The organism is Pseudomonas sp. VS40, from assembly GCF_018587885.1.
GTDB classification, from domain to species: domain Bacteria; phylum Pseudomonadota; class Gammaproteobacteria; order Pseudomonadales; family Pseudomonadaceae; genus Aquipseudomonas; species Aquipseudomonas pergaminensis.
Genome location: NZ_JAGYWD010000005.1, coordinates 56,753 through 71,250 on the forward strand (window position 1 = coordinate 56,753; position 14,498 = coordinate 71,250).

Here is a 14,498-nt window from a genome sequence, read left to right on the forward strand (position 1 = left end):
AACCAAAAGGTCCTCGCCCCACCACTCTGCACCTCGCCTAGGCTCGGCATGCCCTCACTTCGGCCAGCGTGGTTTTATGGGGCGCTTGAAATCAAAAGCAGATCAAAAACCAGATCAAAAGCAGTCTTGTGTTGTGTCAGTTGGGGGCTACCAACCCCAGCTCTTTTGCTTGCGCCACCGGGTCGCTGATGGCTTTGATGCGTTTCGCTTCCGCCACCAACCGCTCACGCTCGGCAGCCGGAATGTCATCCAGCGGCAGTGTGGCAACCCGCTGCTCATGACCGGCCAGCACCATCACCAACAGCACATTGCGTTGATGCCGAGGCAAGGCGCGGGGCGATTGGGTGACCGGGGCGATGGTGTCCAACGCCTGTTGCGACTGCCTACCCAGCGCATACGCCAGGGCCAGGTTGCAACGGTTGTCGAGGTCGTCGGGCTTGAGGCTCAGGCTCTTGGCGAACGCGCTTTGCGCTGCACCGGCCTGGCCATTGAGGATCTGCGCGACACCCAGGCGGGTGTAGGCAACCGGCAAGTGGCTGATCTCGGCGGCCTGGCCAAGGGCGGTGACCGCACGCTGGGTCTTGCCCAACTGCAATTGCGCGGTACCCAGGCCGAGCAGGGCGTCGGCATTGCGCGCGTCGAAACCCAGGGCCTGCTGGTAGGCACGCTCGGCGCCCGCCGCGTCCTTGGCGTCGAGCCTGGCCTGGCCGAGCTTGAGCCACAGCTCGATACCGGCGCCAGGTTGCTGCGCCGCACGCTCAAACAGCGCCGCCGCACTGGCATAGTCGCCGCGTTTGCTCAGGTCATCGGCCAGTTGCAAGGACTTGTCGGAATCGGTCGCGGGCTTGCTGGAGCAGGCAGCCAGCAACAGGGTACTGGCGAGCAGGAAATTCTTGGGCATCGTCACAACTCGTCTGGCGAAGGCGGACGCCATGTAAGCATATTTTTGCTGGCTGTCCTATGCCTGTTCAGCAGCAGTTTCGCCCGCGCCGCCGAAGAGCCCGCGTGGTTCTCCCAGCCGTACGCCTACGTGCTGGTCGACCAGGATGTACGCAGCGCCCTGGAAGAATTCGGCCACAACCTCGAGGTGCCGCTGGTGCTCTCCGACAAGGTCCGCGGCAAGGCCCGCAGCACCCTTCGCGCGGCCACCGCCGGGGAGTTCCTGCAGGCCCTGTGCAGCACCAACGGCCTCACCTGGTACTTCGACGGCAACCTGCTGTACCTCAACGCCAGCGATGAAATCAGCACCAAGCTGTTCAAGGCCAGCGCCCTGGACCTGGACCAGTTGCAGGCCTACCTCAACACCCTCGATGTGTTCGGCCAGCAGTTGTCCATGCGCAACGGCCCCGAGGGCGACGAAGTGTTCGTGTCCGGACCACCGCCGTACCTGGCGCTGGTGCAACAGCATGTCGACCACCTGCACCCCAAGGCCGTGGCCGCCCCGGTGGCGCGCGAGCGGGGCGTGCGGGTGTTCCGTGGCGCCCAAGTCAGTACCGAAACCCCAACCCAGTAAAGGAGCAGCACCATGTCCGTAACGGCCGTAGACAGCAATCTCGCCCCTGGTGGCGCCAGCCCTGAAGCCAAGTTCAATGCTGCGGTGGATAACGCCAAGGCCGCCGACAAACCTGCCGAGCCGACCGACGCCGAGCTCACCGATTCGTTCATCACCCAGGCGGTCACCTACGGCGGCCAGTTCATCATCATGCCCAAGATGCAGGAACTGCTGAACGACGCCATGTCCGATGACGACGAAGAATAGGAAGCCCCTATGACTATCAGTCTCGCCGCCGGCGCTTCGGCGTTGCCGCCGTCTGCCGGCGCGGGGCCCGCTGAGGCCTCGCAGAACCTGTTCGAGCACATGGCCAACACCGCCAAGGGCATGCCCGAAGGCGCCAGCCCGCACCAGATCGGCTCGGGCCTGATGGAGCGGATGAACAGTTTCATCGATCGCACACGGGCTTTTTCCGAGCGCGCCGACCTGCTCACCAACAACCCGTCGGCACCGCCGCCAGCCCAGGCAGAGATCCGCACAGCCAGTGCCTCGCCATCGGCAGAGCCGGGGAAAAAAGTCGGCGAGCAACAGGTCGACCAGATCGTCCACTCCCTGGGCAAGATGTTCGACTACTCCATCGAAACCCAGATGGTGGTGCGCGGCGCGACGCAGATTTCCGGGTCCGCCAACACCTTGCTCAAGGGTCAATAACCGTATGCCAAGCCCAAACCGCGCCCTGCGCCTGTTGCTGATCGGCCTGCTCGCCAGCCTGCTGCAAGCGTGCAACACCGACCTCTACACCAACCTCAGCGAGCGTGACGCCAACGCGATGGTCGCGGTGCTGCTGCGCGGTGGCATCCCGGCGGAACGCAAGGCCCAGGACAATGGCCAGCTCAAGGTGGTGGTCGACGAATCGCGCTTTGCCGAAGCCATGACCCTGCTTGATAACGCCGGCCTGCCGCAGCAGAGTTTTTCCAACATGGGCGAGGTGTTCAAGGGCAATGGCCTGGTGTCGTCCCCCGTGCAGGAGCGGGCGCAGATGATCTATGCGTTGAGCGAAGAACTGTCCCACTCGGTGTCGCAGATCGACGGCATCGTTGCCGCCCGTGTGCACGTGGTGCTGCCGGACAACGACTTGCTCAAGCGCGTGATCTCGCCGTCGTCGGCCTCGGTGCTGGTGCGTTACGACCCGGGCACCGACATCAACACGCTGATCCCACAGATCAAGACCCTGGTGGCCAACGGCATTTCCGGGCTCAGCTACGACGGTGTCTCCGTGACCGCGATCAAGGCCGCTGTCGCCATCAGCCAAAACCCGGCGCAACCACGGCTGGCGCGCTTCCTGGGCCTGTGGCTGCTGGAAGATAACCTGCCACAGGCACGCTTGATGTTCGGTGCGCTGCTCCTGATCGCACTCGGTGCGCTGGGCGTGCTGGCCCGCCAGCAATGGGTGCGCCGCCAGTCCCAGGCGCTGTATGTGCTCAAGGAGGGTGAATGAGTTTGTTCGAGCGTTGGCAGGGGCTGGTGGCCGAGCCCTTGCAGTTCGTGCGTGGGGCCAGCCTGGGCGGGTGTTTTGCCGATGAGTTGCCGGAAGCGGTGCTGCAGGCGATGCAGGGCCAGCCGCGCTTTCGCCAGCGCCTGGAACAGCTGCTGGTCAGCCATTACCAATTGGCGCCCATGGATCAATTGATCCCACCTGTGGCGGCGGACTTGCCGGTGTTGCTGCTGTCGCCGGCGCAGTTCGCCCGCTTGCCGAGGCAGTGCGGGGCGATCTGGCATGCCTCGACCCTGAGCCGGGAGATCCGTCGCGAGGTGGTCAATGAGCTGCGCGAAGGCCTCGGCGCCGAAGTCTTCGTGGCCGCCCTGGCCTTGCGCCAACTGGGCGGCGCGGCGGATCTGCTGCGTGATCCCGCTGAATTGGTCGAGGCCATTGACCGCGACGGCCAGGGCTGTGTCGCCGCGTGGTTGCACGCCCAACATGCCGACTGGCAGGGCTGGTTGCGTTTGCGGTTTGCCTTTCCCCAGGGTGACGGCGCCAGGGTGCCCCGCGACCTGGAGATCGTCCAGGCCGCTGCCGCGTGCCTGCTGGCCGAGGAGATTACGCCATGAGTGAATTGCCGAGTCGTCCCACTGCCCGCATCCTGCGCGCCGAAGAAGCCGCGTTGTGGAGCGACGGTTTTGCCTTCCTGCAAGCGGCCAAGGCACAGGCCGAACAGATTAAGACCGACAGCGAGCAATGGCTGAGCAGCGCCCGCGCCGAGGGCTTTGAAAGTGCTCGGCAGGAAGGCGCCGAGCAGGTGGCGCAGTTGCTGCTGCAGACCCAGTCCCAGGTGCAGCACTACTTGAGCAGCCTGGAAGGGTCCCTGGCCGACCTGGCCCTGGGCATCGTGCGCGAAGTGCTGGGCGAACTGGATAACGCCGATCGCGTGGTGCGCAGTACCCGCCAGGCCTTGAGTGCGTTTCGCCAGGACCAGGCCCTGACCCTGTGGGTGCCGCCGGCGGAAGTCGATGCATTGCGCCAGCGCCTCACGCTGGAAGGGCTGGCGATTGCGGTGGACGCCGATGAACAGTTGCACGCCGGCCAAGCACGCCTGAACAGCCCGGCCGGTTCCGTGGAGTTGGGCCTTGAAGCCCAATTGCACAACCTGCGTCGCAGCTTGTTGCCTTTCGCCGAAGAGGGCGTGGCATGAACCTTGAGCAGTTGCTGCCTCGACTCAGCGCACGCCTGGCCCAGGCGCGTCTGCGGCCCATGCACGGCACGGTGCTGAGCATTCGTGGTGTGCTGCTGCGGGCCAGTGTGGCGGGCGCGAGCATTGGCGAATTGTGCCAACTGCGCGACCCCGGCAGCGCACGCAGCCTGAGTGCCGAGGTGATCGGTTTTGATGGTGACGAGGCGATCCTGTCGCCCATTGGCTCCATGGAGGGGCTGTCCACGCGCACCCAGATCACCGCCACCGGCGAGACCCTGGGCGTGGCGGTCGGTGATGCGCAGTTGGGGCGGGTGATCAGCCCCATGGGAGATTTCCTCGATAGCGACGGCCTTCCACCGACCGTGGCCTTGCAGCATTACCCGCTGCATGCCGAACCGCCGGCACCGTTTTCCCGGCAACTGATCGTGCGCTCGATGGCCCTGGGCATTCGCTCCATCGATGGCTTGTTGACCTTGGCCCAGGGCCAGCGCATGGGGATTTTTGGTGAGCCCGGCGTGGGCAAGTCGTCGTTGTTGGCCAGCATCATTCGCAACAGCGAAGCGGATGTGATCGTGATCGGGCTGATTGGCGAGCGGGGCAGGGAGGTGCGCGAACTGCTCGATGTGCAACTGGATGCCCAGGCCCGTGCGCGCACGGTGGCGGTGGTCGCGACGTCGGATCGTCCGGCGGCCGAGCGGGTACGTGCGGCGTTTGTCGCTACCACTCTGGCTGAATACCACCGTGACCAGGGTCGTACTGTGTTGCTGTTGATGGACAGCCTGACTCGCTTTGCCCGTGCGCAGCGTGAGATCGGCCTGGCTGTGGGTGAGCCGCCGACTCGGCGGGGTTATCCGCCGTCGTTTTTCTCGGCTTTGCCGCGTCTGCTGGAGCGTGCGGGGCCGGGGCCGACCGGGAGTATTACCGCGTTGTACACGGTGCTCACCGAGGGCGATGCGGCCAGTGATCCGGTGGCGGAGGAGGCTCGTTCGATTCTTGATGGGCATATCGCGTTGAGTGCCGAGCTGGCTCAGCGTAATTACTTTCCGGCGGTGGATGTGTTGCGCAGTCGTAGCCGGTTGATGGAGCAGGTGGCGGGTGAGGAGCATAAGCGTTTGGCCATGCGGATTCGTGAGTTGATGGCGCGGTATGGCGAGATCGAGATGCTGATTCGGGTGGGCGAATACTCCGCTGGCAGCGACCCGCTGGCGGACGAAGCGATCAACCGTCACGCGGCCATCGAAGCCTTCTTGCGTCAGAACGCTGATGAACCGAGCAGCCTGGAGCAGACCCTGATCCGCATGCGGCAGGTGTTGGCATGAAGTTGGATGCATATGCTGGTGTTTGTAGGAGCTGGCTTGCCGGCGATGGCGGTCTATGGGTGTACATATCCATTGCTGCGGTAACGGCGACTTATGGTTCCGCTCTTACAGCGGGTCACTTTTGGAAGGACCGGGATGCCGGCCCAGCCAAAAGTAACCAAAAGGTCCTCGCCCCACCACTCGGTGCCTCGCTTAGGCTCGGCATGCCCTCACTCCGGCTTGAATCCGTGGGCCGCCGCCACGCGCCATCCATGGCGCGGGGCGGCTAACCCGGCGTCCTGCCGGGTTACCCACGGATTCAAGCCTGCGTTCGGCCAGCGTGGTTTTACGGGGCGCCTCAGATCAACAGCAAGATCAAAGGCAAGAGCAAGATCAAGAGCGGCTCGCTTCGCATCGTGGGTACGTGTAGGAGCTGGCTTGCCGGCGATGGCGGTGGGGCAGCCAGCGACGTCTGTGATGGGTAGACCGTCATCGCAGGCAAGCCAGCTCCCACATTGGAGCTTCATGGGTTACTTGATGTGGTTTGGCATGAAAATGGAGACAACCGAATGAAAACCGAACAACTGCGCACCCTGCAATCCTTGCGGGTCTTGCGTGAGCAAAGGGCCGCGAGCCAACTGGCTGCGCAGCAGCAGCGCTGTGAGCAGACGCACGGTGTGTTGACCGACGCCAAGGAGCAGTTGCGTTTGCACCGGGAAGCCATTGCCGAGGAGGCGCGCCAGGTGTATGCGTCGCTCACCGAGGGGTTGTCGGTGGCGAGTTGGCAGGCTGCTCAGGACCGTTTGCGCGGTTTGTCGGATGACCAGCAGCAATTGGAAAACGATGTGACCCATGTGTCCATTACCCTGGAAAGCCAGGAGCGTGAGCGTGACTTGTTCCGTCAGGAACGCTTGAGCCGCCAGCGTCAGTCGGATGCCTGGCAAAGCCTGCTGGAAGGCCGTGAGAGCGATGAGCGTCGGGTGGGTGAGTTGCGTGATGAAGGCACCGGCACATGATCACAGCCCTTGCCGACCCGCTGTCGCCGTGGTTGACCCACTACGACCCGGCGTTGCTGGCCCTGCATAACCAGGTGCACCGCCGCCGTCGTCCCTGGCAGGGCCGTTGTGCCGGGCAGGACTTGCGTGTGTCCTGGGCCGCCGAGCCCCAGGTACTTGTGGCACCGCATGAAGTGTTGCTGGCGCTCGGTCGCGCTCCGGCGCGGCTGCGTTTGCCCGCCGCTGCGCTGGAGCAATTGTTGCTGCCGCTGGCGTTGCCGTTCGATGTGCAGCAACTGCCGGCGTTGCCGCGTTCGTTGTTGCTGGAGTTGGCGGTGCTCGACCTGATCGAGGCCTTGGAACCGTTGCTCGGCCATCCGGTGCAGTTGCTCGACGCCGCTGACGGCCAGACGGTGTTTGCCATGCAAGTCGCGCTGGAGCTGAGCTTCGGCAGCCAGCCGGCGATGAGCGCCCAACTGGACCTGAGCGAAGGCGCCGCCGTGATGGTGGCGCAGTTGCTGGCGCAGTACGCACCGATCGCGCCCGACCCGTTGCCGGCCCTGCGCCAGACCTTGGCGGTGGTGGCGGGGCGGCAATGGTTGAGCCTCGGCGAGCTGCGCAGCCTGCGCCCCGGCGATGTGCTGATGCTGGAGCAAGGCCCCGGCCTGCTGCTGGACCTCGACGGCCGCTTGCAGGCCCGCTGCCAATACCAGGGTGAAGTCCTGCGCCTGCAGGAAGCCTTGAAAGCCCCCTTTCTGGAACCGGAGAACACCATGACCGATGTTGATGCCGCCACGGCGCTGGATGACTTGCCGTTGAAACTGGTGTGCCAGGTGGGCAGCCTGGAACTGACCCTGGCGCAGTTGCGTGAACTGGGCGCGGGCAGCCTGTTGCAGCTCAACACGCCGGGCGTGGACAGCGTCGATCTGATGGTCAACGGCCGCCGCGTCGGCCAGGGCCAACTGGTGAAAATCGGTGACGGCTTGGGCGTGCGCCTGCTGAGTTTCGCCACCCCATGACCGGTTATCAGCCGAACCTGATCGAGATCATCCTGGTCGTTGCGACGATCGGGTTGATCCCGTTGGCGGTGGTGACGCTCACCGGGTTCATGAAGATCTCGGTGGTGCTGTTCCTGATCCGCAACGCTCTCGGCGTGCAACAGACCCCGCCGAACCTGGTGCTGTACGGCATTGCGCTGATTCTGTCGGTGTACGTGACCACGCCGTTGATTGGCGACATGTACCGGCAGGTGGAGGGCCGCGACCTCAACATCGAGCATGTGGAGCAACTCAAGGACCTGGGGGACGCCCTGCGCCCGCCGTTGCAGGCGCATTTGGCGCGGTTCGCCAACGAGTCCGAGCGTGGTTTTTTCGTGCAGGCCACCGAGACCATCTGGTCGCCGCAAGCGCGGGCCGACCTGCGTGACGATGACCTGGTGGTGCTGATTCCGGCGTTTGTCAGCTCGGAGCTGACCCGTGCGTTCGAGATCGGCTTTTTGCTCTATATCCCGTTCCTGGTGGTGGACCTGCTGGTGTCCAACGTGCTGATGGCGATGGGCATGTCGATGGTCTCGCCGAACCTGATCTCCATTCCGCTGAAGATCTTTTTATTCGTGTCCCTGAGCGGCTGGTCGCGCCTGATGCACGGTTTGATTCTGAGTTACGGCTGAGGCACGACCCATGGGCCAGGACGTATTCCTGTCATTGATGAAACAAGCACTGATGACCGTGCTGATGCTCTCCGCGCCGGCGTTGGGGGTGGCGATTATCGTGGGCTTGAGCGTGGGCTTGTTCCAGGCGCTGACGCAGATCCAGGACCAGACCCTGCCCCAGGTGGTGAAGCTGGTGGCGGTGCTGCTGACCATCGTCTTCCTGGGCCCGGTACTCGCCGGGCAAGTGGCGGAGCTGGGCGGCCAGGTGCTGGACAATTTTCCGATGTGGACGCGCTGACCGCCCATGGATGCCAGCCTGACCGCGCAGTTCCTGGAAGTCGCCTACCCGGTGATCAGCGCCGCCTCGCTCGCTGCCTGCCGTGCCATGGGCGTGGTGGTGATCACCCCGGCGTTCAACCGCTTGGGCCTCACCGGGATGATCCGCGGCTGCGTGGCGGTGGCGATTTCCATCCCGATGTTTTTCCCGGTGTTCGAAGCGCTGACGTCAATGCCGGAGCACGGCAGCGTGTTTATCGCCGGGTTGCTGATCAAGGAATTCCTGATCGGCATTCTTATCGGCCTGCTGTTTGGCATTCCGTTCTGGGCGGCCGAGGTGGCGGGGGAGTTGATCGACCTGCAACGCGGCTCGACCATGGCGCAACTGGTGGACCCGTTGTCGTCCGGGGAATCGAGCGTTATGGCGACGCTGCTCACGGTGATGCTGATCACGCTGTTCTTCATGTCCGGCGGATTCATCCTGATGGTCGACGGTTATTACCACAGCTACCAGCTCTGGCCGGTCACCTCGTTTACGCCGGTCTTCGCCAGCTCGGCGTTGCTGGCGGTGTTGTCGATCCTCGACCAGATCATGCGTGTTGGCGTGCTGATGGTCTCGCCGTTGCTGATTGCGCTGCTGGTTACCGACCTGATGCTCGCCTACCTGTCGCGCATGGCGCCGAACCTGCACATCTTCGACCTGTCGCTGCCGGTGAAGAACCTGTTTTTCACGATCCTGATGGTGATCTACATCGGCTTCCTGATCCCGATGATGCTCGACCAACTGGCGGAGTTTCGCGGCACCGTCGAACTGCTCAAGACCCTGGCCGGCATGGAGTAGCCCATGGCCGATACCAGTGAAGAGAAATCCCAGCCGGCGACGGACAAGAAGCTCCAGGACGCGCGCAAGAAAGGCCAGGTCGCCAAGAGCCAGGACCTGGTGTCGGGCATGGTTATCCTGTTCTGCACCCTGTGCATCTCGATCCTCGCGCCGCGCGCCAAGGCCCAGGTCACCGCACTGATCGACCTGACCGCGCAGATCTACATCGAACCGTTCGCCACCGTGTGGCCCCGGGTGCTCGACCACGCCGAGCAACTGGTGATCGGCATCACCCTGCCGGTGATGGCGGTGACCACCGGCGTGGTGATCCTGACCAATATCATCACCATGCGCGGGTTTGTGTTCTCGGTGGACCCGATCAAACCTGAGTTCAAGCGCATCAACCCGGCAGAGGGCCTGAAGAAGATCTTTGCCCTGCGCAACCTGGTGGAGTTCATCAAGGGCCTGATCAAGGTGCATGTGTTGGCGATTGCGTTCTACGTGGTCGGCAAGCACGCGTTGCAGGCGCTGATGGAATCGTCGCGCTGTGGGGCGGAGTGCATGGAGTCGACGTTTTTCCTGGTGCTCAAGCCGCTGGTGTTCACCGTGCTCTGCGCCTTCATTGTGGTGGGCGCGGTGGACGTGATGATGCAGCGCTGGCTGTTCGGTCGTGACATGAAGATGACCCGCAGCGAAACCAAGCGCGAACGCAAGGACATCGACGGCGACCCGCTGATCAAGAGCGAACGCCGGCGCCAGCGCAATGAAATGCAGGCGCTGGCCACCAAGCTGGGTCTGAACCGCGCCTCGATGATGATCGGCACCACCGACGGCTGGGTTATTGGCGTGCGTTACGTGCGCGGGGAAACCCCGGTGCCGGTGATCGTGTGCCGGGCATCGCCGGAGGAGGCGTTGTTGATGTTGCAGGAGGCGTACGACCTGGGCATTCCCCACGCGCCGGACAAGGCCCTGGCTGCTGACATTGCGCGCAAGACCGTGCCCGGCGACCCGGTGCCGGATGCCTCATTCCAGGCCGTGGCGGACTGGCTGGTGGCGGCCCGCCTTATCTGAGGCAAGGGTGTTGTCATAGCCATCAAGCAGGCTAAACGCGCATCGCGCCAGACGTCGGGACCGCGGTGAGAGCAAGTAAGGCAGGCGCAACCGGGTTGGCTGCGCCTATGACAGCTGACGCCTTTTGGGGGTGTTCATCGACTGACGGCAGAGGTAAATCGACAGGTGTTGCCTCTTTTACGGCAGGTTTTTCCAGGGGGCGCAGATGTTCGGGCACATCGTTTTTCAAGGCTTTCCAGGACGGCTCAAGGGATGTCGCCGGGTTTTTGATGGGCGCGGGGTCTGGTTGCCCATCAGATGTGGGCGTAGCCGCCTTGTCGCCAGCGATGGCCTCAATCGCTTTACTTGTGCCGTAGGCAGCGCCGGCAGTTGCCACACCGGTGACGGCACCGACAGCGACTGCTTTGGCAGCACCCACCAAGGCGGGGATGATTGCAGCAAGAAATGGAAACATAAGCAGGGTCCTTCAGTGATCGGATGGGAGTCGATCATGAGTGTCCAGAGCTCCTTCCTCAGTTCCATTTCCCACGGCTGGGCTCAATCAGCTCCTACGTGATGGTATTCACCGCCATAGCCATCGACAACGGATTTGCGCCTAGCCCCTCAATCCCACCGCCTGCGCCACGGACGATATTCGGAGCACGGGCGCAGTTACCTCATCACCATCGTCGTTCACACCCGCCAACGTCTATTCACTGACGTGTTCCTGGGGCGCTTGCTGGTTGCCGAATTGCGGCACGCCCATGAATTGGGCCTGATCGACTCCCTGGCTTGGGTCATCATGCCTGACCATATCCACTGGCTATTCGAACTGAAGCAAAAGACCTTGGCCGATGTAATGCGGCGTATCAAGTCACGTAGCACGCTGACCATCAACCGTCGTCGTCAAAGCAAAGAACGTGTCTGGCAGCCCGGTTATCACGATAGGGCGGTGCGCGTGGAGGACGATGTTCGGAAAATGGCCAGGTACATCATCGCCAATCCATTGCGAGCCGGGTTGGTTGAGCGGGTAGGAGATTATTCGCTGTGGGATGCGGTTTGGCTTTGATTGAATTCAAATTGTGGCTTGTAATTGTGGTGAGCGGCCGGTGGCTTTGGCTTGTAATTGTGGTGAGCGGGCTTGCCCCGCGCTGGGCTGCGAAGCGGCCCTAAAACAGCCAATCGGGTTCTGGCTGAAAGAACGCGGTGCCTGTGTTGGGGCCGCTTCGCAGCCCAGCGCGGGGCAAGCCCGCTCACCACAGCCAGGCATTCCCAATGGACGTCCCTACCGGTGCTGGAAGCGGGGCAGGGAGGCGATGCGCAGTTTGGGTTCCTGGAGGCGGGCCAGGTCGGTTGCGATCTGGGCCCGCCAGAAGTGCGCGCCCGACAATTGCGCGTCCACCCACGCTTGGCGCAGCAGTACTTTGGCCTTGTCCACCGAGCCGTAGTGAGCCTGGCGCAGGGTCAGTTGCGCCTTGATTCGCAGCATCTGTGGCGCGAACCAGCGTTCATGGCGGCCGAGGGCCAGTTGCAGGGTGTCTTCCAGCACTTCCAGGGCGAGTTTTTCCAGGCCCAGGCGCGCCAGGCCCAGGGCGTATTCGCAGCGCAGCAGGCTGTAGAGCTGGCTGTCGCCCTGGCCTTGCAGGTGATGCAGCGCTTCGCCCAGTTGCGGCACGCCGGCTTCCGGCGAACCCTCGCGGATCAGCAGGATGCTCTCGAAACACAGGCGAAATTGCCGCCAGATATGCAGGTCCTGGCCGGTGGTGCTGTCTTGCAACAGGCCCAGGTAGTAGCGCGCTTTCGGCAGGTTGGACGCCAGCAGCGCCAACGGGATTGCGCCCAGGCACAGGGTGTACCAGAGGGTCGCGGGGTGATCGAGGGAGATGGCTTCATCCACGCAGCTGCCGATCAGGCGCAGCGCCGGGTCGACATCCCCTTCGAGCAACTGCACCTTGGCCTTGAGGCAGCGGGCGGCAATGCGTTGGTCGAAGTGCACATCGATGATGTGCGAGCGCGGCGCCGACGGTGAGCCGAGCGCTTCGTCGATATTCAACCGTGCGCCCAGCAGGTCGCCCATGTGGAACAGCGCCACGGCGCGCATGCGCTTGCCGAGCAGTTGGTGGCTGCCGCTGCTGTTCAGGGCGATGTAGCGCTCGGCCAACTCCAGGGCTTCGGTGTATTGGTTGCAGCCACAGCGGTCGGTCCACAGGCCCCAGAGTGCGCGCAATTTGTGGTCCGCATCGCCCAGGTCGCGGGCGTCTTCACACACCTGGCGCCAGGCTTCGCGCATTGCTGTGCCGGTGCCGTAGGTGAGCATCAAGACACTGGCCAGCGCGGTCTGCAGCAACATGCGTTGGCGCAAGGGCAGCGGGATAAGGGCACCACTGGCCAGGCCCTTGTCGACCCAGGTACGGCACTCGCTGACCAGCGACAACCGCAGCCACAACGGCACGCCGCCCAAGGTCAGGTCGATGCCCAGGGAGAGGTCGCCGGTGGCCGAATAAGCCCAGTCGAGCGCGGCACGAATGGTGTTGATCTCCGGCCCGTAGAGCGCCAGCCACGTGGCCGGGGACAATCCGTCCAGGGTCTTCCCGGCTTCTTGCAACACCCCCAGCGCATAGCGTGCGTGACGTTGGCAGGTGGCGGTGGTTTCACCCTGTTCGTTGAGTTTTTCCAGGGCGTAGGCGCGGGTGGTTTCCAGCAGGCGATAGCGCTTGGGCACGCAGGCTTCGCTGGCGATCAGCAGCGACTTGTCCATCAGGCTTTCGAGCAGGGGCAGGGCGTTGCGCGGGTCGAGGCGGCTGCTGGCGGTCATCGCCTTGACCGCGTCCAGGGTGAAAGAACCGGTGAACACCGCCAGTTGGCGCAGCAGCGTCTGCTCGTCGCCACTGAGCATGGCGTAGGTCCAATCCAGGGTCGCGCTGAGGGAGCGATGGCGGGCGAGGGCGGTGCGCCGGCCGGTCATCTGCAGGCGGAAGCTGCCGTCGAGCAGGCCCACCAGGTCCTGGATACCAAAGGTGCGCACCCGTGCGGCGGCGATCTCGATGGCCAGCGCGTTGCTGTCGAGTTTGCGGCAAATTGCGCTGACGGCTGCAACGTCTTCATCGTTGAACACAAAGCCGGGGTCGAGTGCGCGTACGCGTTCCACAAACAGGCGCACGCCGGACCAGGCCAGGGCTTGGCTGGCGCTGAGGTGGGCGTGGGCGTCGGGGACCTCCAGCGGCGCCAGGTCGTGCACCCGTTCGCCCTCGGCGCGCAGCGGCTCGCGGCTGGTGGTCAGCACACAGCAGTGGGGCGCGCTGCGCAGCAGGGTTTCCACGGCGTCGGCGGTGGCGGGCAGTACGTGCTCGCAGTTGTCAAGCACGAGCAGCACGCGGCGGTTGGCCAGGTTGGCGGCCACGCAGTGCAGTGGGTCTGCGCTGACAGTCTGAATGCCCAGGGCGCTGGCGAGCATGCCGGCTACCCATTGCCCACTGGTGGCCGGGGCGAGGTCGACAAAACAACTGCCCAGGTTGAGTTCAGCGGCCAGGCGTTGTGCCACGGCCAGGGCCACGGTGGTCTTGCCGATGCCACCGGGGCCGGTGAGGGTCACGAAGCGCTGGCTCATGACCTGGTCGGCCAGGCTGGCGGTCAACGCGTCACGGCCGATCACCTCCACCGTGGGCGCCGCCAGGCAGGGCTCATCAGCCCGCACGGACGGCACCGGCAACTGCTCTTCACCCGCCGCCTGCACCGTGACCGGTGCGACAAAACGATAGCCGCGGCCCGGCACGGTGACGATATAGCTGAAGTTGCCATCGTCGCCCAAGGCACGGCGCAGCGCGACGATCTGCGCGCGCAGGTTGCATTCCTCCACCACCACCTTGGGCCAGGCGAAGGAGATCAGTTCGGACTTTTCCAGCAGTTCGCCGGCACGGGTCACCAGGGCAATCAACAGGTAGAGCGCGCGGCTGCCCAGGGTCACTGGCTCGCCATTGCGCAGCAACACATGCTGCCTGGCCAGTAATAAAAAGGGACCAAAGCCAATGGTGCTGTCGGGGGTGGCCGGCGCGGGGTGGTCTGCATCCATGAAGGACACTGCGTGGTGCTTGCTCGAGCTCATCAAATCATCCTTTTTATAGTCGGGCTTGTTATTGGCGATCAGGCCATTCGCCCTTTTTGGGGTACAGATGTGCAGCAGCAGTTTTGGAAAGTTGATGTCGATCAAAAGGTCGGAAGGTCGCCCT

General features: G+C 63.8%; 17 protein-coding genes. 14 read left to right on the forward strand and 3 right to left on the reverse strand.

The genetic code is table 11. The annotated features are described in order from the left end of the window. Positions 1 to 136: 136 nt before the first annotated feature. Complete coding sequence (locus KHP07_RS16110; protein ID WP_214497497.1) at positions 137 to 901, reverse strand: tetratricopeptide repeat protein; 765 nt, start codon at positions 899 to 901, stop codon at positions 137 to 139. Between the two features lie 48 nt (positions 902 to 949). Between KHP07_RS16110 and KHP07_RS16115 the strand changes: the two genes are divergently transcribed. The 13 genes from KHP07_RS16115 to KHP07_RS16175 all read left to right on the forward strand — a co-directional run bounded on the left by KHP07_RS16115 (position 950) and on the right by KHP07_RS16175 (position 10,293). Then, entirely contained in the window at positions 950 to 1,513 is a 564-nt protein-coding gene (locus KHP07_RS16115) for a type III secretion protein (RefSeq protein ID WP_214497696.1), read from the forward strand. A 12-nt stretch (positions 1,514 to 1,525) separates the two neighbouring features. Continuing rightward, on the forward strand, positions 1,526 to 1,759 hold the full coding sequence (locus KHP07_RS16120; protein ID WP_078047846.1) for a hypothetical protein: 234 nt from the start codon (positions 1,526 to 1,528) through the stop codon (positions 1,757 to 1,759). 9 nt (positions 1,760 to 1,768) lie between these two features. Continuing rightward, a complete protein-coding gene (locus KHP07_RS16125) occupies positions 1,769 to 2,203 on the forward strand; it encodes a hypothetical protein (protein ID WP_214497498.1) in 435 nt (144 codons plus the stop codon). 4 nt (positions 2,204 to 2,207) lie between these two features. After that, a complete protein-coding gene (gene sctJ, locus KHP07_RS16130) occupies positions 2,208 to 2,990 on the forward strand; it encodes a type III secretion system inner membrane ring lipoprotein SctJ (protein ID WP_078047848.1) in 783 nt (260 codons plus the stop codon). After that, positions 2,987 to 3,601, forward strand: a complete 615-nt coding sequence (locus KHP07_RS16135; protein ID WP_100491068.1) for a type III secretion protein — start codon at positions 2,987 to 2,989, stop codon at positions 3,599 to 3,601. The genes sctJ and KHP07_RS16135 overlap by 4 nt, the downstream gene beginning before the upstream one ends. Beyond that, complete coding sequence (locus tag KHP07_RS16140; protein WP_078047850.1) at positions 3,598 to 4,182, forward strand: FliH/SctL family protein; 585 nt, start codon at positions 3,598 to 3,600, stop codon at positions 4,180 to 4,182. Before KHP07_RS16135 ends, KHP07_RS16140 begins: the two co-directional genes overlap by 4 nt. Continuing rightward, positions 4,179 to 5,501 (forward strand): FliI/YscN family ATPase, encoded by a 1,323-nt coding sequence (locus tag KHP07_RS16145; RefSeq protein ID WP_214497499.1) that lies wholly within the window; start codon positions 4,179 to 4,181, stop codon positions 5,499 to 5,501. The genes KHP07_RS16140 and KHP07_RS16145 overlap by 4 nt, the downstream gene beginning before the upstream one ends. Before the next feature lie 548 nt (positions 5,502 to 6,049). Next, entirely contained in the window at positions 6,050 to 6,496 is a 447-nt protein-coding gene (locus KHP07_RS16150; protein ID WP_100491066.1) for a hypothetical protein, read from the forward strand. Then, complete coding sequence (gene sctQ, locus KHP07_RS16155) at positions 6,493 to 7,494, forward strand: type III secretion system cytoplasmic ring protein SctQ (RefSeq protein WP_214497500.1); 1,002 nt, start codon at positions 6,493 to 6,495, stop codon at positions 7,492 to 7,494. Before KHP07_RS16150 ends, sctQ begins: the two co-directional genes overlap by 4 nt. Then, positions 7,491 to 8,144, forward strand: coding sequence for a type III secretion system export apparatus subunit SctR (sctR, locus tag KHP07_RS16160; protein WP_078047854.1), 654 nt, complete (start codon positions 7,491 to 7,493; stop codon positions 8,142 to 8,144). The genes sctQ and sctR overlap by 4 nt, the downstream gene beginning before the upstream one ends. A 10-nt stretch (positions 8,145 to 8,154) precedes the next feature. Beyond that, positions 8,155 to 8,424, forward strand: coding sequence for an EscS/YscS/HrcS family type III secretion system export apparatus protein (locus KHP07_RS16165; protein WP_016969171.1), 270 nt, complete (start codon positions 8,155 to 8,157; stop codon positions 8,422 to 8,424). Between the two features lie 6 nt (positions 8,425 to 8,430). Continuing rightward, on the forward strand, positions 8,431 to 9,243 hold the full coding sequence (gene sctT, locus KHP07_RS16170; RefSeq protein ID WP_078047855.1) for a type III secretion system export apparatus subunit SctT: 813 nt from the start codon (positions 8,431 to 8,433) through the stop codon (positions 9,241 to 9,243). Positions 9,244 to 9,246: 3 nt separating this feature from the next. After that, positions 9,247 to 10,293, forward strand: coding sequence for an EscU/YscU/HrcU family type III secretion system export apparatus switch protein (locus KHP07_RS16175; protein WP_078047856.1), 1,047 nt, complete (start codon positions 9,247 to 9,249; stop codon positions 10,291 to 10,293). A 31-nt stretch (positions 10,294 to 10,324) separates the two neighbouring features. On the opposite strand, the gene KHP07_RS16180 is transcribed toward KHP07_RS16175, so the two are convergent. After that, the gene (locus KHP07_RS16180; RefSeq protein ID WP_214497501.1) at positions 10,325 to 10,747 is read right to left on the reverse strand and encodes a hypothetical protein; all 423 of its coding nucleotides are present in this window, start codon (positions 10,745 to 10,747) and stop codon (positions 10,325 to 10,327) included. Between the two features lie 135 nt (positions 10,748 to 10,882). Between KHP07_RS16180 and KHP07_RS16185 the strand changes: the two genes are divergently transcribed. Further along, entirely contained in the window at positions 10,883 to 11,341 is a 459-nt protein-coding gene (locus KHP07_RS16185; protein ID WP_214497502.1) for an REP-associated tyrosine transposase, read from the forward strand. A gap of 216 nt (positions 11,342 to 11,557) precedes the next feature. Here the strand turns inward: KHP07_RS16185 and KHP07_RS16190 are convergent, their stop codons facing one another. Then, positions 11,558 to 14,341 carry an ATP-binding protein gene (locus KHP07_RS16190; protein WP_502937533.1) on the reverse strand — a complete coding sequence of 928 codons (2,784 nt, stop codon included), beginning with the start codon at positions 14,339 to 14,341 and terminating at the stop codon, positions 11,558 to 11,560. Between the last annotated feature and the right edge of the window lie 157 nt (positions 14,342 to 14,498).

Coding starts and splice junctions, on each gene's coding strand:
- KHP07_RS16110 (WP_214497497.1), bottom strand. CDS start 901: ATGCCCAAGAATTTCCTGCTCGCCAGTACCCTGTTGCTGGCTGCCTGC.
- KHP07_RS16120 (WP_078047846.1), top strand. CDS start 1,526: ATGTCCGTAACGGCCGTAGACAGCAATCTCGCCCCTGGTGGCGCCAGC.
- KHP07_RS16125 (WP_214497498.1), top strand. CDS start 1,769: ATGACTATCAGTCTCGCCGCCGGCGCTTCGGCGTTGCCGCCGTCTGCC.
- sctJ (WP_078047848.1), top strand. CDS start 2,208: ATGCCAAGCCCAAACCGCGCCCTGCGCCTGTTGCTGATCGGCCTGCTC.
- KHP07_RS16135 (WP_100491068.1), top strand. CDS start 2,987: ATGAGTTTGTTCGAGCGTTGGCAGGGGCTGGTGGCCGAGCCCTTGCAG.
- KHP07_RS16140 (WP_078047850.1), top strand. CDS start 3,598: ATGAGTGAATTGCCGAGTCGTCCCACTGCCCGCATCCTGCGCGCCGAA.
- KHP07_RS16145 (WP_214497499.1), top strand. CDS start 4,179: ATGAACCTTGAGCAGTTGCTGCCTCGACTCAGCGCACGCCTGGCCCAG.
- KHP07_RS16150 (WP_100491066.1), top strand. CDS start 6,050: ATGAAAACCGAACAACTGCGCACCCTGCAATCCTTGCGGGTCTTGCGT.
- sctQ (WP_214497500.1), top strand. CDS start 6,493: ATGATCACAGCCCTTGCCGACCCGCTGTCGCCGTGGTTGACCCACTAC.
- sctR (WP_078047854.1), top strand. CDS start 7,491: ATGACCGGTTATCAGCCGAACCTGATCGAGATCATCCTGGTCGTTGCG.
- KHP07_RS16165 (WP_016969171.1), top strand. CDS start 8,155: ATGGGCCAGGACGTATTCCTGTCATTGATGAAACAAGCACTGATGACC.
- sctT (WP_078047855.1), top strand. CDS start 8,431: ATGGATGCCAGCCTGACCGCGCAGTTCCTGGAAGTCGCCTACCCGGTG.
- KHP07_RS16175 (WP_078047856.1), top strand. CDS start 9,247: ATGGCCGATACCAGTGAAGAGAAATCCCAGCCGGCGACGGACAAGAAG.
- KHP07_RS16180 (WP_214497501.1), bottom strand. CDS start 10,747: ATGTTTCCATTTCTTGCTGCAATCATCCCCGCCTTGGTGGGTGCTGCC.
- KHP07_RS16190 (WP_502937533.1), bottom strand. CDS start 14,341: ATGGATGCAGACCACCCCGCGCCGGCCACCCCCGACAGCACCATTGGC.